Here is a 21774-nt window from a genome sequence, read left to right on the forward strand (position 1 = left end):
TCGCGAGGATGACGGTTTTTTAATACGAGCCAGGTTGCGTTGCTATCGGCCGGTGAGCGCCTTGGCCAGGTGCCGGTCCAGCCGATTCGCAAAGTTTTGCCGCTCCGCGTTCGCATAAGGCGCCGGCCCACCGGTATCGACCCCGCCGCTGCGCAACTGTTCCATGAACGCCCGCATCGACAAATGCTGGCAAATGTTGTCTACCGTGTAGAACTCACCGCGCGGATTGAGCGCGTATCCGCCCTTTTCCAGCACCAGGCTGGCCAGCGGAATGTCGGCCGTCACCACCAGGTCGCCGGGTGCCAGCAGGCGCACGATTTCGAGGTCGGCCACATCGGCGCCGGCGCTCACCTGCAGCGCGCGGATCCAGCGCGAGCCCGGCACCCGCATCAGCTGGTTCGCTACCAGCGTCACAGTCAGTTGCCGGCGCTCCGCCACGCGGAATAAAATCTCTTTGCACACCAGCGGGCATGCATCGGCATCGACCCAGATTTGCATCGCGTTGCCGCCATCAGATCGATACGCATTTGGCATGATAGTGTTGTCAAAATGTCGTAACGGCAATTGCCTTTCGGAAAATGTCCGGCTGTGTTATCGTTAGAAAATTCCGCTGGCATTTGCGCAACTATTTGTTATCTAAAGCAAGGTCAAACCTTGGAGCCGTCATGATATTACTTCGATGTGTGTCGTTCCTGATCGGGACAGTCATCCTGATGGGTGCGCCGTTCATCCTGCTGCCGGACGCCCCGCAGCGCGGCAGCGACGTCCTCAACGTCATTGGTGGATGCATCATCATCGCCGTGCTCTCTTCGGGTTTCTTCCTGGTCGGCGTCGCCGGCAACCGCATGAAACGGTCGCGCCGAGCCCGCATGCTCGCCGCCGTATTGCTCGGCTTTCCGATCCTCGGCAGCATCGGCGTGCTGATGCTCGACAAGACGCCGGTGGAAGTGTGGATGATCGGTCCGTTACTGTTCTGCTCTATCTTGCTGTTTATCGGCTTCGTCTATCCCGGCCGGCGCGGTCCGCAGCACCGGCGCCTGCGCCCGCGTGATCCGTCCGCCACCATCGTCGAAGCGTAACGGCGCGTCTTACCGGTCCGGCAAGGCGTCCCACAAGTCGCCCGTCGGGCTGGTGCGCGGCGCCGCCACCCCGAAGTGCCGGTACGCCAGCGGTGTGGCGATCCTGCCGCGCGGCGTCCTCTGCAAATATCCCTGCTGGATCAGAAATGGCTCGAGCACATCTTCAATGGTGTCGCTTTCCTCGCCGATCGCCGCGGCCAGGTTGCCGATGCCGACCGGCCCGCCGCCGAACTTGAACAGCACCGCTTCGAGCAACTTGCGGTCCATCACATCGAAGCCGACCGAATCGACGTCCAGCATTACCAGCGCGGCGTCCGCCATCGCCTTGGTGATTTCGCCGTTGCCCTTCACTTCTGCGTAGTCGCGCACCCGGCGCAGCAGCCGGTTGGCGATGCGCGGCGTCCCGCGCGCGCGCAAGGCAATTTCGCGCGCGCCATCGTCGACGATCGGCGCACAGAGCAGCGAGGCGCTGCGGGTGACGATGCGCGCCAGCTCCTGGGCATTGTAGAACTCGAGCCGGGCGACAATGCCGAAGCGGTCGCGCAGCGGATTGGTCAGCATGCCGGCGCGCGTCGTGGCGCCGACCAGGGTGAACGGCTGCAGGTCGAGCTTGACCGAGCGCGCGGCCGGGCCTTCGCCGATCATGATATCGATCTGGTAGTCTTCCAGCGCCGGGTACAGGATTTCCTCGACGATGGGCGACAGACGGTGGATTTCGTCGATGAAAAGGACGTCGTTCGCTTCCAGGTTGGTCAGGATTGCCGCCAGGTCGCCGGGGCGCTCGAGCACCGGACCGGACGTCTGGCGCAGGCTGACGCCCATCTCGCGCGCGATGATGTGCGCCAGCGTGGTCTTGCCCAGGCCGGGCGGGCCGAACAGCAAGGTGTGGTCGAGCGCTTCCTTGCGCTTGCGCGCGGCCGAAATGAAGATCTCAAGCTGGCCGCGGATTTTTTCCTGGCCGACGTATTCGTCGAGATGCTTGGGGCGCAGCGCGCGCTCGATCGCCTCTTCGTTGGGCGAAGCGGGCGTGGCGGCAATGATGCGCTGCGCGGTGAAGTCGTCGGTCTGAATACTCATTGCTACCCTTTACTTAACGCCTTCAGCGCGAACTTGATGCCGTCGGAGACGGTACTGCTCGCCGGCATATTCTTGATGGCGGCCAGCGCCTCCTTGTCAGAATACCCCAAAGCCAGCAGCGCGTTGAGAATGTCCGATTCGGCGTCGTTGTGGACCACGCCGCCGCCGGCGCCGAGGTCCGCGCCGAGCTTGCCCTTCAGCTCCAGCAGCAGCCGCTCGGCGGTTTTTTTGCCGATTCCGGGAACCTTGACCAGCCGGCCCGCTTCCTGCAGCGTCACCGCCTGCGCCAGGTCGGCGATCGTCATGCCCGACAGGATCGACAGTGCGGTGCGTGCGCCGACGCCAGTGATCTTGATCAGCTGGCGGAACACGCTGCGTTCAGCCGCGTTGCCGAAGCCGAACAGCAGGTGCGCATCCTCACGGATCGCCTGGTGGGTGAACAGCGTTACTTTCTCGCCGAGGCCCGGCAAGTTGTAATAAGTGCTCATCGGCACATCGACTTCATAGCCGACGCCATTGCAATCGACCAGCAGTTGCGGCGGATTTTTTTCGAGCAGGATTCCGGAGATGCGACCGATCATCGATAGCCTTCTATATGTAGTTGGTTAGACCAGGCGGCCGCGCTTCATGCGCAGGCCGCCGAGGGCTGGCGCCAGCGCGCCGATCAGCGCCAGCGCATCATGGCTGTTGGCGTGGCAAATGGCAACGCCGAGCGCGTCGGCGGCATCGGTTCCTGGCAGGCCCGGCAGCACCAGCAGGCGCGCGACCATGTCCTGCACCTGGGCTTTTTCCGCCTTGCCGGTGCCGGTGACGGCCTGCTTGACTTGCAGCGCGGTGTATTCGGCCACGTCGAGGTCGCCGCCGACGAGCGCCGTGATGGCGGCGCCGCGCGCCTGGCCGAGCAGCAAGGTTGACTGCGGATTGACGTTAGCGAACACCTTCTCGATCGCGGCACAGTCGGGATTGTAGGTGCGGATAAGCTGGGCGATCCCGGCGAAGATGACCTTCAGGCGCGGCGGCAACGCGCTCTCGCTGCCGGTCTTGATGGTGCCGGAAGCGATATAGCGCAGCTTGCTGCCATGCTTTTCGATCACCCCGAATCCGGTGGTGCGCAGCCCGGGGTCAATGCCAAGAATTATCATGGACGAATGTTATACCGGTCGGCAACGTTCGTGTGAAAATACTGTGCAAAAACACAGGCTTTTCAGCAGTCAAGTTCCGGTGTCAGGTCTGACATTCGGACATTTGGCTCTTCAAATGTTCGAATGTCAGCGCAATAATCGGCGGCGGGCGCCGAAGATCGCCCCGAAGCAAACACCTTTATTACTGCTGGTTCAAGGAAGCTCCACTCTTATGGTGTTTGCTTAAGAGACCTGACACCAGCGTTTAGCCGGTGAAATGTCCGATTGTCAGACCTGACACCAGTTTTTAGGATCAGTGGCGGAAATGGCGGGCGCCGGTGTAGAGCATCACCACGCCGCGCTCGTCGGCAGCGTCGATCACTTCCTGGTCGCGCATCGAGCCGCCCGGATGGATCACGCAGGTCGCGCCGGCATCGACCACGACGTCGAGGCCGTCACGAAACGGGAAGAAGGCATCGGATGCCACTGCCGAGCCCGCCAGCGTCAGGCCGGCATTCTGCGCCTTGATCGAGGCAATCCGGGCCGAATCGATCCGGCTCATCTGGCCAGCGCCAACGCCCAAGGTCATGCCGTTGGCGCAGAAGACGATCGCGTTCGACTTGACGAACTTGGCAACGCGCCAGGCAAACATCATGTCCTGCAGTTGCTGCTGGGACGGTTGCGCCTTGGTGACCACGCGCAGTTCGCCCAGGCCAACGTTCCTGGCATCCGGCGTCTGCACCAGCAGGCCGCCGCCGACTCGCTTGACGTCGAACGGGTTGTTGCCGTCGCCGAGCGGGATCTGCAACAGGCGCACGTTCTGCTTGGCCGCCATCAATTGCAGCGCTTCGGCACTGAACGACGGCGCGATCAACACTTCCACGAACAGCTTGGCGATCTCGGCCGCGGTGCGCGCGTCGACTTCGACATTGAAAGCAATGATGCCGCCAAACGCCGAGGTCGGATCGGTCTGCAGCGCGCGGCCGTAGGCGTCCGCCGCATCGGTGCCGATTGCGACGCCGCATGGATTGGCGTGCTTGACGATGACACAGCCGGCCGGCTGGCCGAGCCCGCCCAGCGACTTGACGCATTCCCACGCGGCATCGGCATCGGCGATATTGTTGTACGACAGCGCCTTGCCCTGCAGCTGCTTGTAGTTGGCCAGCGCGCCGGTGGCCGGCTGCAGGTCGCGGTAAAAGGCGGCCGACTGGTGCGGGTTCTCGCCGTAGCGCATGTCCTGCACCTTGTCGAACGTCATGTTCAGCACTTGCGGATAGGCAGCGCGCGTTGCGTGCGCCTTGTCTTCGCCCAGGCTTGTCAGGTAGTTGGTGATGGCGCCGTCGTACTGCGCGGTATGGGCGAACACTTTCTTGGCGAGCATGAACTTGGTGTCATAGCTGACCGTGCCGGCCGCCGCCGAGGTGCCCTTCATTTCGGCCAGCACCAGGCCGTAGTCGGCCGGGTCGCACACCACCACGACGTCCTTGTGGTTCTTGGCAGCCGAGCGCAGCATCGTCGGTCCGCCGATGTCGATGTTCTCGATCGCATCTTCCAGGGTGCAGCTGTCCTTGGCGACAGCTTGCTGGAATGGATACAGGTTGACCACCACCATATCAATCGCCGGAATGTTGTGCTCGGCGAGCTTGGCGACGTGATCGGGAAAGTCGCGCCGCGCCAGGATGCCGCCATGCACCTTCGGGTGCAGCGTCTTGACGCGGCCATCGAGCATTTCCGGAAAGCCGGTGTAGTCGGCCACTTCGGTGACGGCAACGCCGTTTTCGGCCAGCAATTTAGCGGTGCCGCCAGTCGACAAAATGTTGACGCCCATGGCGGAAAGCGCGCGTGCAAAGTCCAGCACGCCGGTCTTGTCGGAAACGGAAATCAAAGCTTGTGTGATCATGGGAGTGGCCCGGTTGATGAGGATTCGGTGTTCAGCCGCGATGGGCGCGAACGACCGCGCCCCACCGTCGGCGCCGGCGCTTTACAGCAGCCCGTGTTCTTGCAGTTTCTTGCGCAAGGTGTTGCGGTTGATGCCCAGCATTTGCGCCGCGTGCGACTGGTTGCCCTCCGCGCGCAGCATCACCACCTCGAGGATCGGCTTCTCGACAGTGAGGACGACCATGTCGTAAATGTTCGATGCTTGCTGTTCGCCCAGGTCGTTGAAATACTCTTCAAGACTTTTCTGGATAACTTCCTGGATACTTTCTTTGCTCATTTTTTCTACTTCATCCGGCTGATTAATGTTGTCGCCGCTGCTCTTGAGGCAGCGTTCGTCCCATAATTCTTGTTTTGTGCTTGCCCTTTTCCTACGCGGCAAGGGCCTCGTCAACCACGCTGGCGGGCCGGTATTGTAACCGCTCGCCGAGTCTGTGTTGCGATTCGAAGAACTGGTCGAGCGCGGCCAGCTGGTCGGCGGTCGATTCCAGCAGGTTCATCTGGCGACGGAACGTCTCGCCGCCCTCCAGTTCGCGCACGTACCAGCCGATGTGCTTGCGCGCGGTGCGCACGCCGAGGAACTCGCCGTAGAACGCGTAGTGCGCTTCCAGGTGCTCGTGCATCAGGCCGCGCACTTCCGCCACCATCGGCGCCGGCAAGTAGGTGCCGGTGCGCAAAAAATGATCGATCTCGCGGCAGATCCACGGCCGCCCCTGCGCGGCCCGGCCGATCATCACCGCATCGGCGCCGGTATAGGCCAGCACGTCGCGCGCTTTTTCGGGGGTGGTGATGTCGCCGTTGGCCACCACTGGAATCTCCACGGCGGCCTTGACCGCGGCAATGGTGTCGTACTCGGCGTCGCCGGAGTAGCCGTCGGCGCGGGTGCGACCATGCAAGGTCAGCATCTGGATGCCGGCCTGCTCGGCAATGCGGGCAATGCGCAACGCGTTCTTGTTTTCACGGTTCCAGCCGGTACGAAACTTCAACGTCACCGGCACGTCGACGGCGCCGACGACCGCATCGAGGATGCGTTCGACCAGGCTTTCGTTTTGCAGCAGGGCCGAACCGCACCAGCTGTTGCAGACCTTTTTGACCGGGCACCCCATGTTGATGTCGATGATCTGGGCGCCGCGCTCGACGTTGAATTTGGCGCAGTCGGCCAGGTCCTGCGGATCGGCGCCGGCGATCTGCACCGCTTTCGGCTCCATCTCGCCGGCGTGGTCGGTACGGCGCGAACTTTTCTCGGTCGCCCACAGGCGTGGATTGGACGCGGCCATCTCCGACACGGCATAGCCGGCGCCGAGCTGCTTGCACAGCTGGCGGAACGGGCGGTCCGTGACGCCCGCCATCGGAGCGACGAATACATTATTGCGCAGCAAGTACGGGCCGATTTGCACTGGAGATAAAAAAAGAGAGGACGGAACCCGTTATCTTAACCGATCTACTGCTCAAATAATAAGCACTATTTTGTTACGATAACTCGTCGAGCGGGCGTGGCCTCAGGTGTGCCACTTCGCCCCAGCTCGCCAGCGCCAGCATGCCGCCCTGCACCGTGAAGCGGTTGATGCTGGCATTCAGGACCGGAAAATTGCGCGGCGTCTCCAGCGACAGGTCGAGCGCGGCCCGGTAGGCGCACTCGAGCACGCCGCCGTGGGCGACGACGACGATGTTGCCGCCCGGATGGGCATTCGCTGCGGCGACGATGCCGGCTACCGATCGGGCGTAGAACTGACGGAAGCTTTCGGCCAAGCGGGCGCCGGCCGGCATCAAGGCGTCGCCATCCCGTGCCTGCCATGCGGCAAATTCAGCCGGGAAGCGCTGCTCGATCTCGGCATACAGCAAGCCTTCGAAGCCGCCGTAGCAGCGCTCGCGCAGCGCCGCATCCTGGCTGACGGTGATGCCGCGCGCGGCGGCGACCGCCTGCGCCGTCTGAAGCGCGCGCTGCAGGTCGCTGGCAAAGACGGCGTCGACATGCTCGCCGGCCAGCGCGCCAGCGACCGCGGCGGCCTGGCGCAGTCCTTCGGCGTTGAGGGCGATGTCGATATGACCTTGCAGGCGGCGTTCGGCGTTCCAGGCAGTTTCGCCGTGGCGGATGAGGATGATGTTGGTGTTCGGCATGGGCGCCATGATACCAGCCTGACCGCCCTGCTTGACCTGGGTGCGCTTACTTTGCCACCGATTCGGCCACTTCCGGATTGAGCGAATACACCCCGAACACCTGGGCCTCGTCGAGGATATGGCCGCGGATCGCCAGCCGCGCCTCCGGCCCGGTAAAGTTGCCTTCGAGCGGAAACGGCACATCCAGCGCGTACAGGCAGAACAGGTATGCATGCGGGCGCAGGTCATTCCACGGCGGGAATGGCCCGTCATAGCCGAAATACTCGCCCGCCATGTCGGGATCGCCAGCAAACAGGGCCGTGTAATCGTTCAGCCCCTGGCGCAACTGATGCTCGGTGCCATTCTTAATAGTGAACGGCAACAGCGGACCAGGCTTGCCGTGCGGCGTGACCATCTCGGACAACTTGCCTTCGCCCAGAGACTTGATTGCCACCGGGATATCGACCAGCGTCCAGTGGTAGAAATCGACCCGCGGCAGATCCTCGGCCAGCAACTTGCCTTCCTGGTTCATGCCTTGCTTGACGGCAGGCGCATCGACATCGCGGCAAAACAGCGCCAGCGACTGGGCGCCGGACGGAACTTCGTCCCACCCCAGGTGCGGATTGCGATTGGCGGCGTAGCGCACGTGGGTGGCCGGCTCGATCTGCGCAAACGCGCATTCCGGCGGAATGACGCCGCCCTCGGTGAATGTATCGCTCCACAGTCTCATTGCAGTCTCCTGCCCTATGGTCTATTGACCGCGATGCAGGCCGGAAGTTTCAACCAAGGCGCGCCGCCGGTGCGATTTGCAGCCAGAACGTGACAGGCCCATCGTTGATCAACGACACTTTCATGTCTGCGCCGAACTGGCCCGTTGCTACCGTAGCATGGGCAGCGCGCGCCCGGCGCACCATATGTTCGAACAACTTCAGGCCGTCCTGCGGGCTGGCGGCCGGCGAAAAGGACGGCCGCGTGCCGGAATTGGTGTCCGCCGCCAGCGTAAATTGCGGCACCAGCAACAGGGCGCCGCCGATGTCGGCGACGCTGCGGTTCATCTTGCCTGCGTCATCGCTGAACACCCGATAGGCCAGCAATTTAGTCAGCAATACGTCGGCTTCCTTCTCGGTATCGCCCTTTTCGGCGCACACCAGCACCAGCAGGCCGGCGCCGATGGCGCCAATCTCGGCGCCATCGACGACCACGCTGGCCTGGCTGACCCGTTGCAGCAGGCCGATCATGCCGACAGCGTCACACGGGCAAACTTGCGTTTGCCCACCTGCAGCACGAACGTGCCGGCGTCGAGCTTGAGGGCCTTGTCGGCGATCACCACGCCGTCGATGCGCACGCCGCCCTGGTCGACCATGCGCATCGCTTCCGAGGTCGACGCACACAGCCCGGCCTGCTTGAGCAGCTGCGGCAAGCCGACCGGGGCACCGGACAGCGCCAGTTCGGCCACGTCGTCCGGGATGCCGCCCTTCGAACGGTTGACGAAATCGGCCAGCGCGTCGGTAGCCGCCTGGGCCGAATGGAAACGCTCGACGATTTCCTGCGCCAGCGCCACTTTGGCATCGCGCGGGTTCATCCCTTCGGCGACAGCCTTTTTCAATGCCGCGATGTCGGCCAGCGAGCGGAACGACAGCAATTCGAAGTAGCGCCACATCATGACGTCGGAAATACTCATCAGCTTGGCAAACATGGTGTTGCCCGGCTCGGTGATGCCGATGTAATTGTTTTTCGACTTCGACATCTTCTCGATGCCATCGAGTCCTTCGAGCAAGGGCATGGTCAGGATGCATTGCTGTTCCTGGCCATAATCCTTCTGCAGTTCCCTTCCCACCAGCAAATTAAATTTCTGGTCTGTTCCACCTAGCTCAAGGTCTGCTTTCAACGCGACGGAATCATAGCCTTGCATCAAAGGATAAAGGAACTCATGGACGCTGATGGGAGTCCCACTCTTGAATCGCTTGGTAAAATCGTCGCGCTCCATCATTCTTGCCACGGTGTAGCGCGATGACAATTCGATCATGCCGCGCGCCCCGAGCGGATCGGACCACTCGGAGTTGTAGCGAATTTCCGTGCGTGACGCATCAAGTACCAGCGATGCCTGCTTGAAGTAAGTCATCGCGTTAAGTTCAATTTGTTCCCGTGTCAGCGGCGGGCGCGTGATGTTCCGGCCGGAAGGGTCGCCGATCATCGACGTGAAGTCGCCAATCAGGAAGATCACCTGGTGCCCCAGGTTTTGCAACTGGCGCATCTTGTTCAATACCACCGTGTGGCCGAGGTGCAGGTCGGGCGCGGTGGGGTCCAGGCCAAGTTTGATGCGCAGCGGCTTGCCGCTCCGTTCAGACCGTGCAAGCTTTTGGGCGAATTCGGCCTCGATGAGCAGCTCGTCGACGCCGCGTTTGATCATGGCAAGCGCTTCCCGCACGTTGTCTGTCAGCGGCAGCGCAGGTGAAGCCGGCGCGGCGGCAGCGCTCTTGGAGGGTGAGGAAGTGGTCATATGGTCTTATCAACTGATCTTCAAAAAAGTGGGGCAGGCGCGAGAGTTTGCTATAATGCCCGATCCTATTAACGTTGCCCAATGAAAACTAATCAAACCAATAACAAGAAAAAGTAGTGATCCATTGGATGTTCAAGCGGCAAATTTTAACTGATTGCATGAACCCTACACACAAAATCACAGGTAAGCGCTGGACCGGCCTGCTGGGAACGACGCGAAAGGTGCGCATCATCAGCGCCAGCGCTATCTTCCTTGCAGTTTGCGCATTCGGAGCCGCTGGCGTCGCGCCATTGGCACCGGATGCGTCCGATGTCCCAGTCAAATCCATCGCCCAAGACCTGGAACTGCCGAACCTGGCCGACCAGATTTCCGCGCTCCAGCAAGAGCCACAGCAATTCATCCACGAAGAAAAAGTGCGCCCAGGCGATTCGCTCGCCTCGCTGCTGTATCGCCTCGGTGTCGATGACCAGGGCGCGATCGCCTTCATCAAGAGCGACAAGGTCGCCAAGGGTGTCATGCAGCTCAAAACCGGCAAGCGCGTGCAGGCCAAGACCGACGAAGACGGCGAGCTGCAGTGGCTGCGCGCGACCGTGGTCGACGCCAACGACAACCCGGTCAAGAATATTTCGATCACCCGCAAGGATGACAAGTTCGTCGCCCTCGAATCGGCGCCCCAGCTCGAGCGGCGCATCGAAATGCGTGCGCGCCAGATTACCAATTCGCTGTATTCGGCGACCGATTCGAGCACCGACGGCGGCAAGCTGCCCGACTCGATCGTCGCCCAGATCATCGAGATGTTCTCGACCAGCATCGACTTCCGTACCGACCTGAAACGCGGCGACCGCTTCAATGTGGTCTATGAAACGTTCTGGCAAGACGGCGAGATGGTGCGTACCGGCCGCATCCTCGCCGGCGAATTCGTCAACCGCGGCGTCAGCTATCAGTCGGTCTGGTTCGAAGACCCGACCAGCAAGCAACGCGGCGGCTACTACACGTTCGACGGCAAGGCGCTGAAGAAGGCGTTCCTCAAGTCGCCACTCGAGTTCTCGCGCATTTCATCGGGCTTTTCGAACCGCATCCATCCAATTTCCGGCGCCTGGAAAGCCCACAAGGGTATCGACTACGCCGCCGCACTGGGCACGCCGATCCGCGCCTCCGCCGATGGCGTGATCGACTTCGCCGGCGTCTCCGGCGGCTACGGCAACATGGTCGTCGTCAAGCACTGGGCCAGCTACACCACCGCCTACGCCCACATGAGCCGGTTTGCACCAGGCATGCGCAAGGGCACGAAAATCAGCCAGGGCGACATCATCGGTTATGTCGGTTCGACCGGCTGGTCGACCGGCGCCCACCTGCACTACGAATTCCGTGTCAACAACGAAGCGCGCGATCCGTCGTCGATCAACATGATCTCCCAGGCGCCGCTGACGCCGGCCGAACTGGCACGCTTCAAGGGTTCGGCAGCCGACATGACCCACCGCTTCGCGCTGCTGCGCCCGGGCGGCAACTCGATGGCAGCCCGCTAGTTCATCGTTCGCGCGCGCACCCATCATGGGCGGAAAAGCACAGCTTTCCCGCCCATTTTTTTGAGCCAACCATTGACCACTCTCTCTTCCCTGTATATCGGCCTGATGTCCGGCACCAGCCTGGACGGTGTTGACGGCGTGCTGGCCGACTTCGCCGACGACGGCGCCATCCGCACCTTGGGCGCCGCCTTCGTCCCGTTCAGCGCGCAATTGCGTGCCGGCCTGATGGCGCTGCAAGCGGCGGGCGTCAATGAAATCGAGCGCGAGGCGATTGCCGGCAACCAGATCGCCGCCGCCTACGCCGCCTGCGTGGCGCAGTTGTTGCCGGCAGCAAGCGGGCCGGTGCGCGCCATCGCCGCGCATGGCCAGACCGTTCGCCACCGGCCGGAGCTCGGTTTCACGCGCCAGACCATCAATGCGGCACTGCTGGCCGAACTGACCGGCATCGACGTGGTTGCCGACTTCCGCAGCCGCGACGTTGCCGCCGGCGGCCAGGGCGCACCGCTGGTGCCCGCTTACCACCACGTCCAGTTCGGCAAGCCCGGCCAGACCCGGGTGGTGGTCAATATCGGCGGCATCGGCAACATCAGCGTGCTGCATGCCGATGGCGCCGTCACCGGTTTCGACACCGGGCCGGGCAACGTGCTGATGGACGGCTGGATCGCCCGCCACCAGGGCAAGGATTACGACGAGGACGGCGCCTGGGCGGCCACTGGGCGAGCCAATGCGGCGCTGATGGCAGTGCTGCTGGCAGAACCCTACTTTGCCATTACCGGGCCAAAGAGCACCGGCCGCGACCTGTTTCACATGGAGTGGCTCGACACGATGCTGGCGCGCAGCCCGGCCCTGCCGGCCGCCGACGTGCAGGCCACATTGACGCAGCTGACGGCGGTGTCGATCGCGCGCGCGATCCATGGCGAAGCCGGCGACATCGATGCTGTGTATGTGTGCGGGGGCGGCGCCTACAACGGCACACTGATGCGGGAACTGGCGGCGGCGCTGGGCAGCAACGTCACGATGGAGTCGACCGCGGTGCTCGGCGTGGCGCCGAACCGCGTCGAGGCGCTGGCGTTCGCCTGGCTGGCGTATCGCTTCTGCCAACGCAAAGCGGGCAATCTGCCCGCTGTGACCGGGGCAAAGGGCGGCCGGATTCTCGGCGCGCTTTACCCCGCGTAATGAAGACTGCTGCCCTGCTCAGGGCAGCGTGGAACTTAAGCCGAGAACGACGAACCGCAGCCGCAGGTCGAGGTGGCGGTTGGGTTCTTGATGACGAACTGGGCGCCTTCGAGGTCGTCCTTGTAGTCGATTTCGGCGCCCACCAGGTACTGGTAGCTCATCGAATCGATCAGCAGCTGGACGCCGTTCTTGACCATCGTCGTGTCGTCTTCGTTGACGATTTCGTCGAAGGTGAACCCGTACTGGAAGCCCGAGCATCCGCCTCCCTGCACGAACACACGCAGTTTCAGGTCCGGATTGCCCTCTTCCTCGATCAGCTGCGCGACCTTTTGCGCGGCACTGTCGGTGAAGATAATCGGCGACGGGATGACGTCTTGCATTTCGGCTACTGCATTCATGGGTGACTCCTACTTGGGTACAATTGGAGCCATTATAGACTGTTGACGGCTCTCACGCTTCGCTTGCTTCAGCAACGGCCAGGTGGAACACCGGCTCCCCCGTCAACTGATGGGTAAGCTTGCCGGTGACGGTCGCGCCGCCGTGCATTTCCAACAGTTTGTAATGGACATCACCTATGATGCGGCCTTTCGGCTGAAGTTCAAGCAGTTCGGACGCAAAAACCGAACCGGCGATGTATCCGTTGACCACCAGGTTGGCGCAGCGCACCTCGCCTTCGATTCGGGCATGCTCGGACACGATCAGCACATTGTCGGGGCCGTCGGCGGCGACGACGTTGCCGTGCACTTCGCCGTCAATGCGCAAGCCGCCGGTAAAGCACAGGTCGCCCTCGATACGGGCGGAGATGCCGATAAGGCTGTCAATTTCACTTTTGGCGTTACGACCGAACATATTGGCTGTCCTCGCAGTGACTAATCGCAAGAGGCGATCGATGCTGATTGCAAATTCAATCAGACGTTGATCAATTTACCGTTCCCAACGTCCGCCGCTTTGATCTAGATCGTCGCCACCGGCGTATTTCTTCGCGCCAGCGCCGATCAGCCGTTTAGTCCAGCGTTAAGGCAACAGCGCGATATGCTTCAATCCGGTCGATTCCGGCAGGCCGAACATCAGGTTCATACACTGCACTGCCTGGCCGGCGGCGCCTTTGACCAGGTTATCCTGCACCACCAGGATAACCACCATGTCCGAGCCATCCGGGCGATGCAGCGCCAGGCGCAGCATGTTCGAGCCGCGCGTCGAGCGCGTTTCCGGATGCGAGCCGAACGGCATCACGTCGACAAACGGCTCGTCCTGGTATTGCTTTTCGAACAACGCCTGCAGTGCGTCATTGCTGATTTCCTTGGTCAGGCGCGCGTACAGCGTCGCATGCATGCCGCGGATCATCGGTACCAGGTGCGGCGTAAACACCAGGCCGACCTTGTCGTCGGTGTAGCGCTGCAGCTGGGCCGACGTTTCTGGCGTGTGGCGATGGCCGGCCACGCCATAGGCCTTGAAATTGTCGCTCGACTCCGAGAACAGCGTGCCGATCTCGGCCTTGCGACCGGCGCCGGAGACGCCCGACTTGGCATCGGCGATCAGGCTGGACGCATCGACGAGGCCGGCCTTGAGCAGCGGATAGAATCCGAGCTGCATCGTGGTCGGATAGCAACCCGGGTTAGCGATCAGCTTGGCCGCCTTAATCGCCTCGCGATTGAGTTCCGGCAAGCCATATACCGCCTGCTCCAGCAGTTCCGGCGCCGTGTGCGGGATCTTGTACCACTTCTCGAAGACGGCCTGGTCTTTCAGGCGGAAGTCGGCGGCCAGGTCGATGACCTTGACGCCGGCGGCCAGCAGTGCCGGCGCTTGCGCCATGGCAACGCCGTGCGGGGTCGCGAAGAACACCACGTCGCACTTGGCCAGGTCGACCTTGTCGGGCGCCGAGAATGCCAGGTCGACATGACCGCGCAGTGACGGGAACATGTCGGCGACCGGCAGGCCGTCCTCCTTGCGCGACGTGATGGCGATCAGTTGCGCATCTGGATGGGCCGACAGCAATCGCAGCAATTCCACGCCTGTGTACCCGGTTCCGCCTACGATGCCAACTTTGATCATGTCTGTTCCTTCAAATATAAGAATAAGGTGCTGCCTGAAGCAAGAATGCAATTTTAACAGCCCGCAAAAATTCGCGCGCCGCGTTACACACAACACACCGGGGTCAGACCTAGGTCTGACCCCGATGTTATAAATAGGCGAAAAAAAGCCGCCGGGCTTCGCAGCCGGCGGCTTTTTCGCGCAGCGCCGCAAGGCGCCGCAGCAGGCGAATTAACGCTTCGAGAATTGCTTTGCGCGACGTGCTTTGCGCAGACCAACTTTTTTACGCTCGACTTCACGGGCATCGCGAGTAACGAAACCGGCACGTGCCAGGTCGCCCTTCAGCGTAGCGTCGTAGTCGATCAGGGCGCGGGTGATGCCGTGGCGAACTGCACCAGCTTGGCCGGACTCACCACCACCGTGAACGTTGATCTTGATGTCAAAACGCTCGACATTGCCGGTCAGTTCCAGCGGCTGGCGAATGACCATCATCGCCGTTTCGCGCGAGAAGTAATCAGTCGCCGGCTTGCCATTGACGATGATTTGGCCAGTGCCAACTTTGATGAAGACGCGAGCGACTGCACTCTTGCGACGGCCGGTGCCGTAATTGTAGTTACCGATCATGTCAGCTCCTTAGAGAACGAGTGCTTTAGGTTGCTGCGCAGCGTGCGGATGGGAACCTTCCGCGTACACTTTGAGCTTCTTGATCATCGCGTAGCCGAGCGGGCCCTTAGGCAGCATGCCCTTGACCGCTTTTTCGAGCGCGCGACCCGGAAAACGCTGTTGCATTTTCAGGAAATTGGTTTCGTAGATACCACCTGGGTAACCGGAGTGACGATAATACGTCTTCTCAGTGGCCTTGGTACCGGTCACGCGCAGTTTGCCTGCATTGATTACGACGATGAAATCGCCGGTGTCGACGTGCGGAGTGAATTCAGGTTTGTGCTTGCCGCGCAGTCGGAGTGCCACTTCGCTGGCAACACGTCCGAGGATCAGATCCGTCGCGTCAATCACTAACCAATCGCGCTGGACTTCATGTCCTTTAGCGGAAAAAGTTTTCATGTTGACTTCCTAATATGTAAATCGCTCAAATGGTGGTTCCGCTCTTGCTGCCCGCGGACTCTGCCTTATTGTCTTTCCTGAGCAAACGGAAAGCCGGCAATCATAGCGCACTTCGGCCCGACACGTCAACCGCCAAGGCCGCCGCTGTTGCATCGAGCGATACGCCCCGCCTGGATTAAGTTGCCGCATTCCATTTACCGTAAACTGCAAGATCGATTGACCGATGAAACAGTGCCACTCTAATATTGCTTGGCATTCACCTTGGGGGTTCATGTGACATTTCGACGTTGCCTCGGTGCGCCGCTGCTTGGCCTGCTATTGCTGTCAACCACTGCCGCCCACGCCGCCGCCGGCCCGCAGGGCCGCTCCTGCCACCTGCCAGGCGTCGAGGAAGCGCTGCGCTGCGTCAGCGTTCCGGTCGCGCTCGACTACGCCCGTCCCGCCGGCGCCAGGCTCAACCTGCACGTCACGGTGGCGCCCGCATATCGCGAATCGGCGCGCCCCGACCCGCTGTTCATCCTCGCCGGCGGCCCCGGCGAAGCCGGCTCGGACGTGCTGCCGCTGCTCAACAATACCTTCCGCCGCATCCGCGCCACCCGCGACATCGTCTTCATCGACCAGCGCGGAACCGGCCGCTCCGGCAAGCTCAGCTGCGACGACGGCAAGGCCACCGAAGCGGCCATGACCGAGCAGCAGCTCGACGCCGAAGTGCTCGCCTGCATCGGCGCGATGAAGGTCGATTTTGCCGCCTACGGTACCGCCAACGCCGCGCGCGACATCGACCAGGTGCGCCGCGCGCTTGGCTACGACAAGATCAACCTGTTCGGCGGCTCCTACGGCACCCGCCTCGGCCAGGCCTACGCGCGCGCCTTCCCGGCGCAGTTGCGCGCGATGGTGCTCGACGGCGTTGCCGCGCCCGAACAGGTCATTCCCGCCGGCGGGCGCGACGGCCAGGCCGCGCTCGACGCGCTGTTTCGCCAGTGCGCCGCCGAGTCCGGCTGCCAGCGCGCCTTCCCGCAATTGCGCCATGAGTTCGACGCCCTCAGCGCCAAGGTGGCCTCCGGCAAGATCAAGGTCGACGTCGCCGATCCTCGCACCGCCGAGCCGCTGACCCTGGCGATGAACAGCGGCCGCTTTCTCAATACCATCCACAGCATCCTGTATTCGCCGGCCGACAGCCGCCGCCTGCCGTTCCTGATCCACAGCGCCGCCAACGGCCGCTGGGAGCCGTTCATGGCGCGCCGCAACGTGGCCGCCGATTTTTCGGCAAACGGCTCGATCGCGCTGGTGCTGCACCTGGCCGTCATCTGCGCCGAAGATTTCCCGCGCCTGACGCCGGCCTTGCGCGCCGACGACGCCTCCGCGCTGACCGCGCCCGTTCTGTCGCGCCTGCCGGCGATGTGCAAGGCGATCAACGTCGCGCCAGTCGCCTTCGTGCCGCCGACCAGGATCGAGGCGCCGGTGCTGATGCTCTCAGGCGTGCTCGACCCGGTGACGCCGCCGCGCCGCGCCGACGCCGCCGGCAAGCACATGGCGCGCGCCCAGCACCTGGTGGTGACCAACGCCGGCCATGGCATCGCCCAGCTCGGCTGCACGCCGCGGCTGCTGCGCGAGTTCCTCGACAACCCGGCCGCGCCGGTACAGGCAGCGTGCCTGAAAGACATTCCAGTGCCGGGCTTTCAGCTCGGCAGCTCCGGACCGCAACCGTAACCGCCGGGACAGACCATGATCGAAACGCAGGATGTACGCAAACAATTTGGCGCCGTGCAGGCGCTTGGCGGGGTCAGCTTCAAGGCGCAGGACGGCCAGATCACCGCGCTGCTGGGCCCTAACGGCGCCGGCAAGACCACCTTGCTGCGGCTGCTGGTCGGCCTGCTCAAGCGCGACCATGGCAGCATCAGCATCGACGGCGTCGACCCGGAAAAAGATCCCATGGCGGTGCGCCGCAACATCGGCTTTCTGACCGACCAGTTTGGCCTGTACGATCGCCTCAGCACGCGCGAATACCTCGTCTATTTTGGCGAGCTGAACGGCATGGCCGGACCGAGCCTGCAGCAGCGCATCGATGAAGTGTCGAATCTGCTCGGCATGAACGACATCCTCGAGCGGCGCGCCAAAGGGTTCTCGCAGGGCCAGCGCATCAAGGTAGCGCTGGCGCGCACCCTGCTGCACCGCCCGCGCCACCTGCTGCTCGACGAACCGAGCCGCGGCCTCGACGTGATGAGCACGCGCGCATTGCGCGCCGCCCTGACCGAGCTGCGCCGTGACGGCTGCTGCGTCATCATGGCCACTCACGTGATGCAGGAAGTCACGCATTTGTGCGACGACGTCATCGTCATCGCCAAAGGCCACACCGTGGCGCAAGGCTCGCCGCAGCAACTGTGCGAACGCACCGGCATCGCCAGCCTGGAAGACGCCTTTGTCAGCCTGGTCGGCACCGAAGAAGGGATCGTCGCATGAAGGCAAAATGGCTGATCGTGTTCCTCAAGGAATTTCGCGAAACGCTGCGCGACCGCCGCTCGCTGAGCCTGCTGGCGCTGTTTACATTCATGTACCCGGTGATGCTCGGTCTGGTGCTGCACCAGCAGATCAAGAAGGCCACCAGGCCCGAGCGCGAAGGCATCGAGCTGGCCGTCATCAACGCCGCGATGGCGCCGAACATGATGACCCAGTTCAAGCACAAGAACATCAATGTGCGGCCGATGGGGCCGATGGACGAAGAGCAGATAGCGAACCTGCTGCGCGACAAGAAGACGGTGGCGGTGCTGCGCATCAGCGACAAGTTTGCCGACAATTACCAGGCGATGCGCCCGGCCGAGGTCGAACTGTGGTTCGATTCGGCGTCCGACAACCGCGGCCGCCAGCGCGACATCGAAGACGTGCTGCAAAGCTACGGCTCCGGCGTGGCCAGCGCCCGCCTGCTGGCGCACGGGGTGTCGCCGGCCACCGTCGCACCGGTCAAATTGCAGCGCTACGACACCGGCACCACGGCGGCGCGCTCGGCCGGCCTGATCGGCGGCATCCTCGGCTTCCTGTTCTTCCCCGCCGTCATCTGCGGCTTGTCGGCCGCGGTCGACAGCACCGCCGGCGAACGCGAACGGCGCTCGCTCGAAGTGCTGATGTCGCAGCCGGCGCACAGCTGGGAACTGGTAGTCGGCAAGTGGCTCGCCGCCGCCAGCCTGGCCATCATCGGCATCACGCTCGAACTGTTCCTCGCGCACGCCATCATGAGCTGGCTGCCGCTGGAGGAAATCGGCATGGCCTGGCGCGTTACCACGCTCGACCTGTTACTGGTGAGCCTGGCGTCGATCCCGCTGTCGCTGTTCGCCTCGTCGCTGCAGATCGCGGTGGCGATGAACGCCAAGTCGTTCAAGGAAGCGCAGAGCATGCTCACGTTCGTGCTGTTCATGCCGATGGTGCCGGGGCTGGCGGTGACGATGATGGACCTGAAGACGGCGACGTGGATGTACAGCGTGCCGATGCTGTCGAACCAGACCTTGCTGCGCGAAATCGCCAAGGGCGACCAGATCGGCGTGTTGCCCTACCTGCTGACGTTTGCCAGCTCGATGGTGTGGGCGCTGGTGGCGGTGGCGTTTGCCAGCTGGCGCATGAAGAGCGAGCGCTACGTGCTGGCGGTGTAGGCGGTAGAATTAGGCGCACGTCACTACTACCTGAGGATCGCAATGGAAGTTAAAATCAGCTGGAACGGCCCGTCGGGCATGAGTTTTCGCGCCGAAACCGGTTCTGGCCACATGGTCAGCATGGATGGCGCCCCGGAGGGCGGTGGCCACAACCTGGCGCCGCGGCCGATGGAAATGGTGTTGCTCGGCACCGGCGGCTGCACCGCCTACGATGTGGTGCTGATCCTCAAGCGCGGGCGTGAAGACGTGCGCGGCTGCGACGTCACGCTCAAGGCCGAGCGCGCCGATACCGATCCGAAAGTGCTCACCAAGATCCACTTCCACTTCACCGTCACCGGCAGCAAGCTCAAGCCGGGAAGTGTCGAACGCGCGGTCAGCCTGTCGCACGACAAGTACTGCTCGGCGTCGATCATGCTGGCCAAGACCGCCGAGATCACCCACTCGTTCGACATCGTCGACGTCAATTCATCGACGTCGGCTGGGTCCGGGGTCTGACCCCACCGGATCAGACCCCGGTTGAGCTGCGAACTATTTAGATGTAGTACGCGGTGGTAGTCATGACTTTCGCCATTACCGTCATCGCCGCGCGCGCCGGCGCCGGCACCTCGATCGCGCCGAGCGCCTGGGCTGCGGCGCCATGCGCGGCCTCGTCAACGCGCATCTGCTCGACGATGGCGCGCGACTTGCTGTCTTGCGCCGGCAGCGACACCAGGTGGCTGTCGAGGTGCGCTTCGACCTGGCGCTCCGTTTCCACCACGAAGCCCAAGCTGCGGGCGTCGCCCAAGAGGGCCGCCACGGTCCCCATCGCGTAGGCGCCGGCATACCACAATGGATTGAGCATGCTCGGCTGCGAGCCCAGTTCGGCGAGCCGCTGCGCCGTCCACGCCAGGTGATCTTCCTCTTCGCGGCCGGCCTGCTCGAATTGCGCGCGCATGGCCTCGGTCTTGGCAAAGCGTCCCTGTGCATCGTACAGCGCCTGCGCGCAGACCTCGCCGACGTGGTTCACCCGCATCAGGCCGGCGCTGCGGCGCTGGTCGGCCGCTTCGAGGTTGGCGTCGGGCGCGTGGGCGCCAGGATTGGGCCGCGTCGCTGTGGCCACGCCCGCAATGACGCGCAGCGCCTTGTCGAAGCCGACGATCAGGTTGTCGAGGGGATTGCGGGAAGAATTGGCGGCCATGGTATGTGTGCGAAAAGCAAGTAAATAGGTATTATAGAGTGCCGGACGCGGCCGGGTCGCCGCGCTGGACGGCCGGGTTCTCCGCTGGCTTTGCCGACGCCTTCTGGCGCTCGATCCAGTCCAGCACCGGGCCGCCGATGTCGAGCTTGGAAATGTCCTTCGCCACGCCAAGGTTGAGAGACAGCAAAAAGCCGATGGTGTCGACCGGAACTTCCGGGCAATGCTCGGCGAACACGCCGACGAAGCGCGGCGAATCGACTACCGCGACCACTTTCTCGCCGCTCATGAACTGCAGCGCGCTGGCAATGCTGTGGCCGCCGCCGAGCGACTGGTAGATGAAACGGTTGTAGTCGCGGTCGACCTGCTTGAAATCGATGGTGTCGGACGTCATCAGGCCGGCCAGGTAATACAGCCCCAGCGCAACACGGAACCACGCCACCGACTCCTCCCGGTTGCGCGCGGCGCGTGCCACCGCCAGCACCTTCTCTTGAATCACAGTGTCCATGCGGACATTATCCACATTTCCGGCGCCGCCGGCGACGATTCTGCGCGCCGGATTAAACCAGCACGCCGTTTTCGCTGTCCAAGCCAGAGCATCGACTTCACGCGAGGACGCCATGGACCAGACACTTCCCCCCAATCCGCGCCGCCATTTCCTCGGCGTCGTCACCAGCGCCGTGGGCACCGTCGGCCTGGTCGCCGTTGCCATCCCGTTTGTCACGACGATGACGCCGAGCGAGCGCGCGCGCGCCGCCGGCGGCCCGGTCGACGTTCCGCTCGCCAGCGTGCCGCCGGGCACCATCGCCACCGTCGAATGGCGCGGGCGCCCGGTCTGGATTCTGCACCGCACCCCGGCCATGCTTGCCGCCCTTGGCGGCCACGACGCCGAGCTGGTCGATCCCGCCTCGCAGCAAGACCAGCAGCCGTTTTATGCGCGCAATGCCACGCGCGCGACGCGGCCGGAGTTTTTCATCGCCACCGCCGTGTGCACCCACCTCGGCTGCATTCCCGCGTTCCGCCCGGAAGTGGCGCCGCCCGACCTCGGCCCGCGATGGCCCGGCGGCTTCTTCTGCCCTTGCCACGGCTCGACCTTCGACCTGGCCGGGCGCGTGTTCCGCAACGTGCCGGCGCCGCGCAACCTCGAAATTCCGCCGTACAGCTTCGCCGGCGACAGCGTCGTCGTCGGCGTTGAACCACTCGAAGCGAACACCTGACGTCAATACGTGAGCACGCCGCGTCACGCCAACCGGGCGCAAACGGCGCCACTGGCGTAGCATCGCGGGCGCGGCACGACTGCGCCCCGCTTCGCCAAATATGCAATCTGGGCCAGCCAAAGCGCCGACTGTCGCATG

At 63.2% G+C, this 21774-nt stretch carries 26 protein-coding genes; 8 read left to right on the top strand and 18 right to left on the bottom strand.

From position 1 onward, the window contains the following. Positions 1 to 42: 42 nt before the first annotated feature. On the bottom strand, positions 43 to 498 hold the full coding sequence (locus tag ACP7DD_RS04430) for a YaiI/YqxD family protein (RefSeq protein WP_426173495.1): 456 nt from the start codon (positions 496 to 498) through the stop codon (positions 43 to 45). A gap of 167 nt (positions 499 to 665) precedes the next feature. Here ACP7DD_RS04430 and ACP7DD_RS04435 point away from each other — a divergent pair, with 167 nt between their 5' ends. After that, on the top strand, positions 666 to 1079 hold the full coding sequence (locus tag ACP7DD_RS04435) for a hypothetical protein (protein WP_426173496.1): 414 nt from the start codon (positions 666 to 668) through the stop codon (positions 1077 to 1079). 9 nt (positions 1080 to 1088) lie between these two features. On the opposite strand, the gene ruvB is transcribed toward ACP7DD_RS04435, so the two are convergent. From ruvB to tyrS, 10 genes are all read right to left on the bottom strand, one after another. Continuing rightward, entirely contained in the window at positions 1089 to 2156 is a 1068-nt protein-coding gene (ruvB, locus tag ACP7DD_RS04440; protein ID WP_426173497.1) for a Holliday junction branch migration DNA helicase RuvB, read from the bottom strand. A 2-nt stretch (positions 2157 to 2158) separates the two neighbouring features. Further along, positions 2159 to 2737, bottom strand: a complete 579-nt coding sequence (gene ruvA / locus ACP7DD_RS04445; RefSeq protein WP_426173498.1) for a Holliday junction branch migration protein RuvA — start codon at positions 2735 to 2737, stop codon at positions 2159 to 2161. 24 nt (positions 2738 to 2761) lie between these two features. Next, positions 2762 to 3298, bottom strand: coding sequence for a crossover junction endodeoxyribonuclease RuvC (gene ruvC, locus ACP7DD_RS04450; protein ID WP_426173499.1), 537 nt, complete (start codon positions 3296 to 3298; stop codon positions 2762 to 2764). 292 nt (positions 3299 to 3590) lie between these two features. Further along, entirely contained in the window at positions 3591 to 5177 is a 1587-nt protein-coding gene (gene purH / locus ACP7DD_RS04455) for a bifunctional phosphoribosylaminoimidazolecarboxamide formyltransferase/IMP cyclohydrolase (RefSeq protein ID WP_426173500.1), read from the bottom strand. 81 nt (positions 5178 to 5258) lie between these two features. Further along, a complete protein-coding gene (locus ACP7DD_RS04460) occupies positions 5259 to 5492 on the bottom strand; it encodes a helix-turn-helix domain-containing protein (RefSeq protein ID WP_099788229.1) in 234 nt (77 codons plus the stop codon). Positions 5493 to 5583: 91 nt separating this feature from the next. Further along, positions 5584 to 6609, bottom strand: coding sequence for a tRNA dihydrouridine synthase DusB (dusB, locus tag ACP7DD_RS04465; RefSeq protein WP_426173501.1), 1026 nt, complete (start codon positions 6607 to 6609; stop codon positions 5584 to 5586). A gap of 73 nt (positions 6610 to 6682) precedes the next feature. After that, on the bottom strand, positions 6683 to 7330 hold the full coding sequence (locus ACP7DD_RS04470; RefSeq protein WP_426173502.1) for a histidine phosphatase family protein: 648 nt from the start codon (positions 7328 to 7330) through the stop codon (positions 6683 to 6685). 46 nt (positions 7331 to 7376) lie between these two features. Beyond that, complete coding sequence (locus ACP7DD_RS04475) at positions 7377 to 8039, bottom strand: YbhB/YbcL family Raf kinase inhibitor-like protein (protein WP_426173503.1); 663 nt, start codon at positions 8037 to 8039, stop codon at positions 7377 to 7379. Positions 8040 to 8088: 49 nt separating this feature from the next. Next, a complete protein-coding gene (gene dtd / locus ACP7DD_RS04480) occupies positions 8089 to 8547 on the bottom strand; it encodes a D-aminoacyl-tRNA deacylase (protein ID WP_426173504.1) in 459 nt (152 codons plus the stop codon). Continuing rightward, a complete protein-coding gene (gene tyrS / locus ACP7DD_RS04485; protein WP_426173505.1) occupies positions 8544 to 9809 on the bottom strand; it encodes a tyrosine--tRNA ligase in 1266 nt (421 codons plus the stop codon). Before tyrS ends, dtd begins: the two co-directional genes overlap by 4 nt. Positions 9810 to 9967: 158 nt before the next feature. Here tyrS and ACP7DD_RS04490 point away from each other — a divergent pair, with 158 nt between their 5' ends. Together ACP7DD_RS04490 and ACP7DD_RS04495 are read left to right on the top strand one after the other, a co-directional pair. Then, entirely contained in the window at positions 9968 to 11335 is a 1368-nt protein-coding gene (locus ACP7DD_RS04490) for a peptidoglycan DD-metalloendopeptidase family protein (protein ID WP_426173506.1), read from the top strand. A gap of 72 nt (positions 11336 to 11407) precedes the next feature. Continuing rightward, positions 11408 to 12511 carry an anhydro-N-acetylmuramic acid kinase gene (locus tag ACP7DD_RS04495; protein WP_426173507.1) on the top strand — a complete coding sequence of 368 codons (1104 nt, stop codon included), beginning with the start codon at positions 11408 to 11410 and terminating at the stop codon, positions 12509 to 12511. Positions 12512 to 12546: 35 nt separating this feature from the next. Here ACP7DD_RS04495 and erpA read toward each other — a convergent pair whose 3' ends face one another. The 5 genes from erpA to rplM form a co-directional block, all read right to left on the bottom strand. Further along, complete coding sequence (gene erpA, locus ACP7DD_RS04500; RefSeq protein WP_099788236.1) at positions 12547 to 12909, bottom strand: iron-sulfur cluster insertion protein ErpA; 363 nt, start codon at positions 12907 to 12909, stop codon at positions 12547 to 12549. Positions 12910 to 12961: 52 nt separating this feature from the next. Next, positions 12962 to 13360 carry a bactofilin family protein gene (locus tag ACP7DD_RS04505; protein WP_426173508.1) on the bottom strand — a complete coding sequence of 133 codons (399 nt, stop codon included), beginning with the start codon at positions 13358 to 13360 and terminating at the stop codon, positions 12962 to 12964. 165 nt (positions 13361 to 13525) lie between these two features. Further along, positions 13526 to 14563 carry an N-acetyl-gamma-glutamyl-phosphate reductase gene (argC, locus tag ACP7DD_RS04510; protein ID WP_426173509.1) on the bottom strand — a complete coding sequence of 346 codons (1038 nt, stop codon included), beginning with the start codon at positions 14561 to 14563 and terminating at the stop codon, positions 13526 to 13528. Positions 14564 to 14773: 210 nt separating this feature from the next. Continuing rightward, positions 14774 to 15166 carry a 30S ribosomal protein S9 gene (gene rpsI / locus ACP7DD_RS04515; RefSeq protein ID WP_426173510.1) on the bottom strand — a complete coding sequence of 131 codons (393 nt, stop codon included), beginning with the start codon at positions 15164 to 15166 and terminating at the stop codon, positions 14774 to 14776. 9 nt (positions 15167 to 15175) lie between these two features. Continuing rightward, positions 15176 to 15604, bottom strand: a complete 429-nt coding sequence (rplM, locus tag ACP7DD_RS04520) for a 50S ribosomal protein L13 (RefSeq protein WP_099788240.1) — start codon at positions 15602 to 15604, stop codon at positions 15176 to 15178. A 273-nt stretch (positions 15605 to 15877) separates the two neighbouring features. Here rplM and ACP7DD_RS04525 point away from each other — a divergent pair, with 273 nt between their 5' ends. Genes ACP7DD_RS04525 through ACP7DD_RS04540 form a run of 4 tightly spaced genes read left to right on the top strand, consistent with a single transcriptional unit; the run spans position 15878 to position 19740 of the window. Then, positions 15878 to 17314: an alpha/beta fold hydrolase gene (locus tag ACP7DD_RS04525; protein ID WP_426173511.1), complete on the top strand. Its 1437-nt coding sequence runs from the start codon at positions 15878 to 15880 to the stop codon at positions 17312 to 17314. 15 nt (positions 17315 to 17329) lie between these two features. Next, positions 17330 to 18064: an ATP-binding cassette domain-containing protein gene (locus tag ACP7DD_RS04530; RefSeq protein WP_099788242.1), complete on the top strand. Its 735-nt coding sequence runs from the start codon at positions 17330 to 17332 to the stop codon at positions 18062 to 18064. Then, positions 18061 to 19245, top strand: a complete 1185-nt coding sequence (locus tag ACP7DD_RS04535; protein WP_426173512.1) for an ABC transporter permease — start codon at positions 18061 to 18063, stop codon at positions 19243 to 19245. Before ACP7DD_RS04530 ends, ACP7DD_RS04535 begins: the two co-directional genes overlap by 4 nt. A 42-nt stretch (positions 19246 to 19287) precedes the next feature. Further along, complete coding sequence (locus ACP7DD_RS04540) at positions 19288 to 19740, top strand: OsmC family protein (protein WP_426173513.1); 453 nt, start codon at positions 19288 to 19290, stop codon at positions 19738 to 19740. A 37-nt stretch (positions 19741 to 19777) separates the two neighbouring features. Here the strand turns inward: ACP7DD_RS04540 and coq7 are convergent, their stop codons facing one another. After that, the gene (gene coq7 / locus ACP7DD_RS04545) at positions 19778 to 20422 is read right to left on the bottom strand and encodes a 2-polyprenyl-3-methyl-6-methoxy-1,4-benzoquinone monooxygenase (RefSeq protein WP_426173514.1); all 645 of its coding nucleotides are present in this window, start codon (positions 20420 to 20422) and stop codon (positions 19778 to 19780) included. 31 nt (positions 20423 to 20453) lie between these two features. Continuing rightward, positions 20454 to 20927 (bottom strand): hypothetical protein, encoded by a 474-nt coding sequence (locus tag ACP7DD_RS04550; RefSeq protein ID WP_426173515.1) that lies wholly within the window; start codon positions 20925 to 20927, stop codon positions 20454 to 20456. Positions 20928 to 21039: 112 nt separating this feature from the next. Here ACP7DD_RS04550 and petA point away from each other — a divergent pair, with 112 nt between their 5' ends. After that, on the top strand, positions 21040 to 21636 hold the full coding sequence (gene petA, locus ACP7DD_RS04555; protein ID WP_426173516.1) for a ubiquinol-cytochrome c reductase iron-sulfur subunit: 597 nt from the start codon (positions 21040 to 21042) through the stop codon (positions 21634 to 21636). The last annotated feature ends 138 nt before the right edge of the window (positions 21637 to 21774 follow it).

The organism is Massilia sp. TWR1-2-2 (genome assembly GCF_049897565.1).
In the GTDB taxonomy this organism is placed as follows: domain Bacteria; phylum Pseudomonadota; class Gammaproteobacteria; order Burkholderiales; family Burkholderiaceae_D; genus JAFCUW01.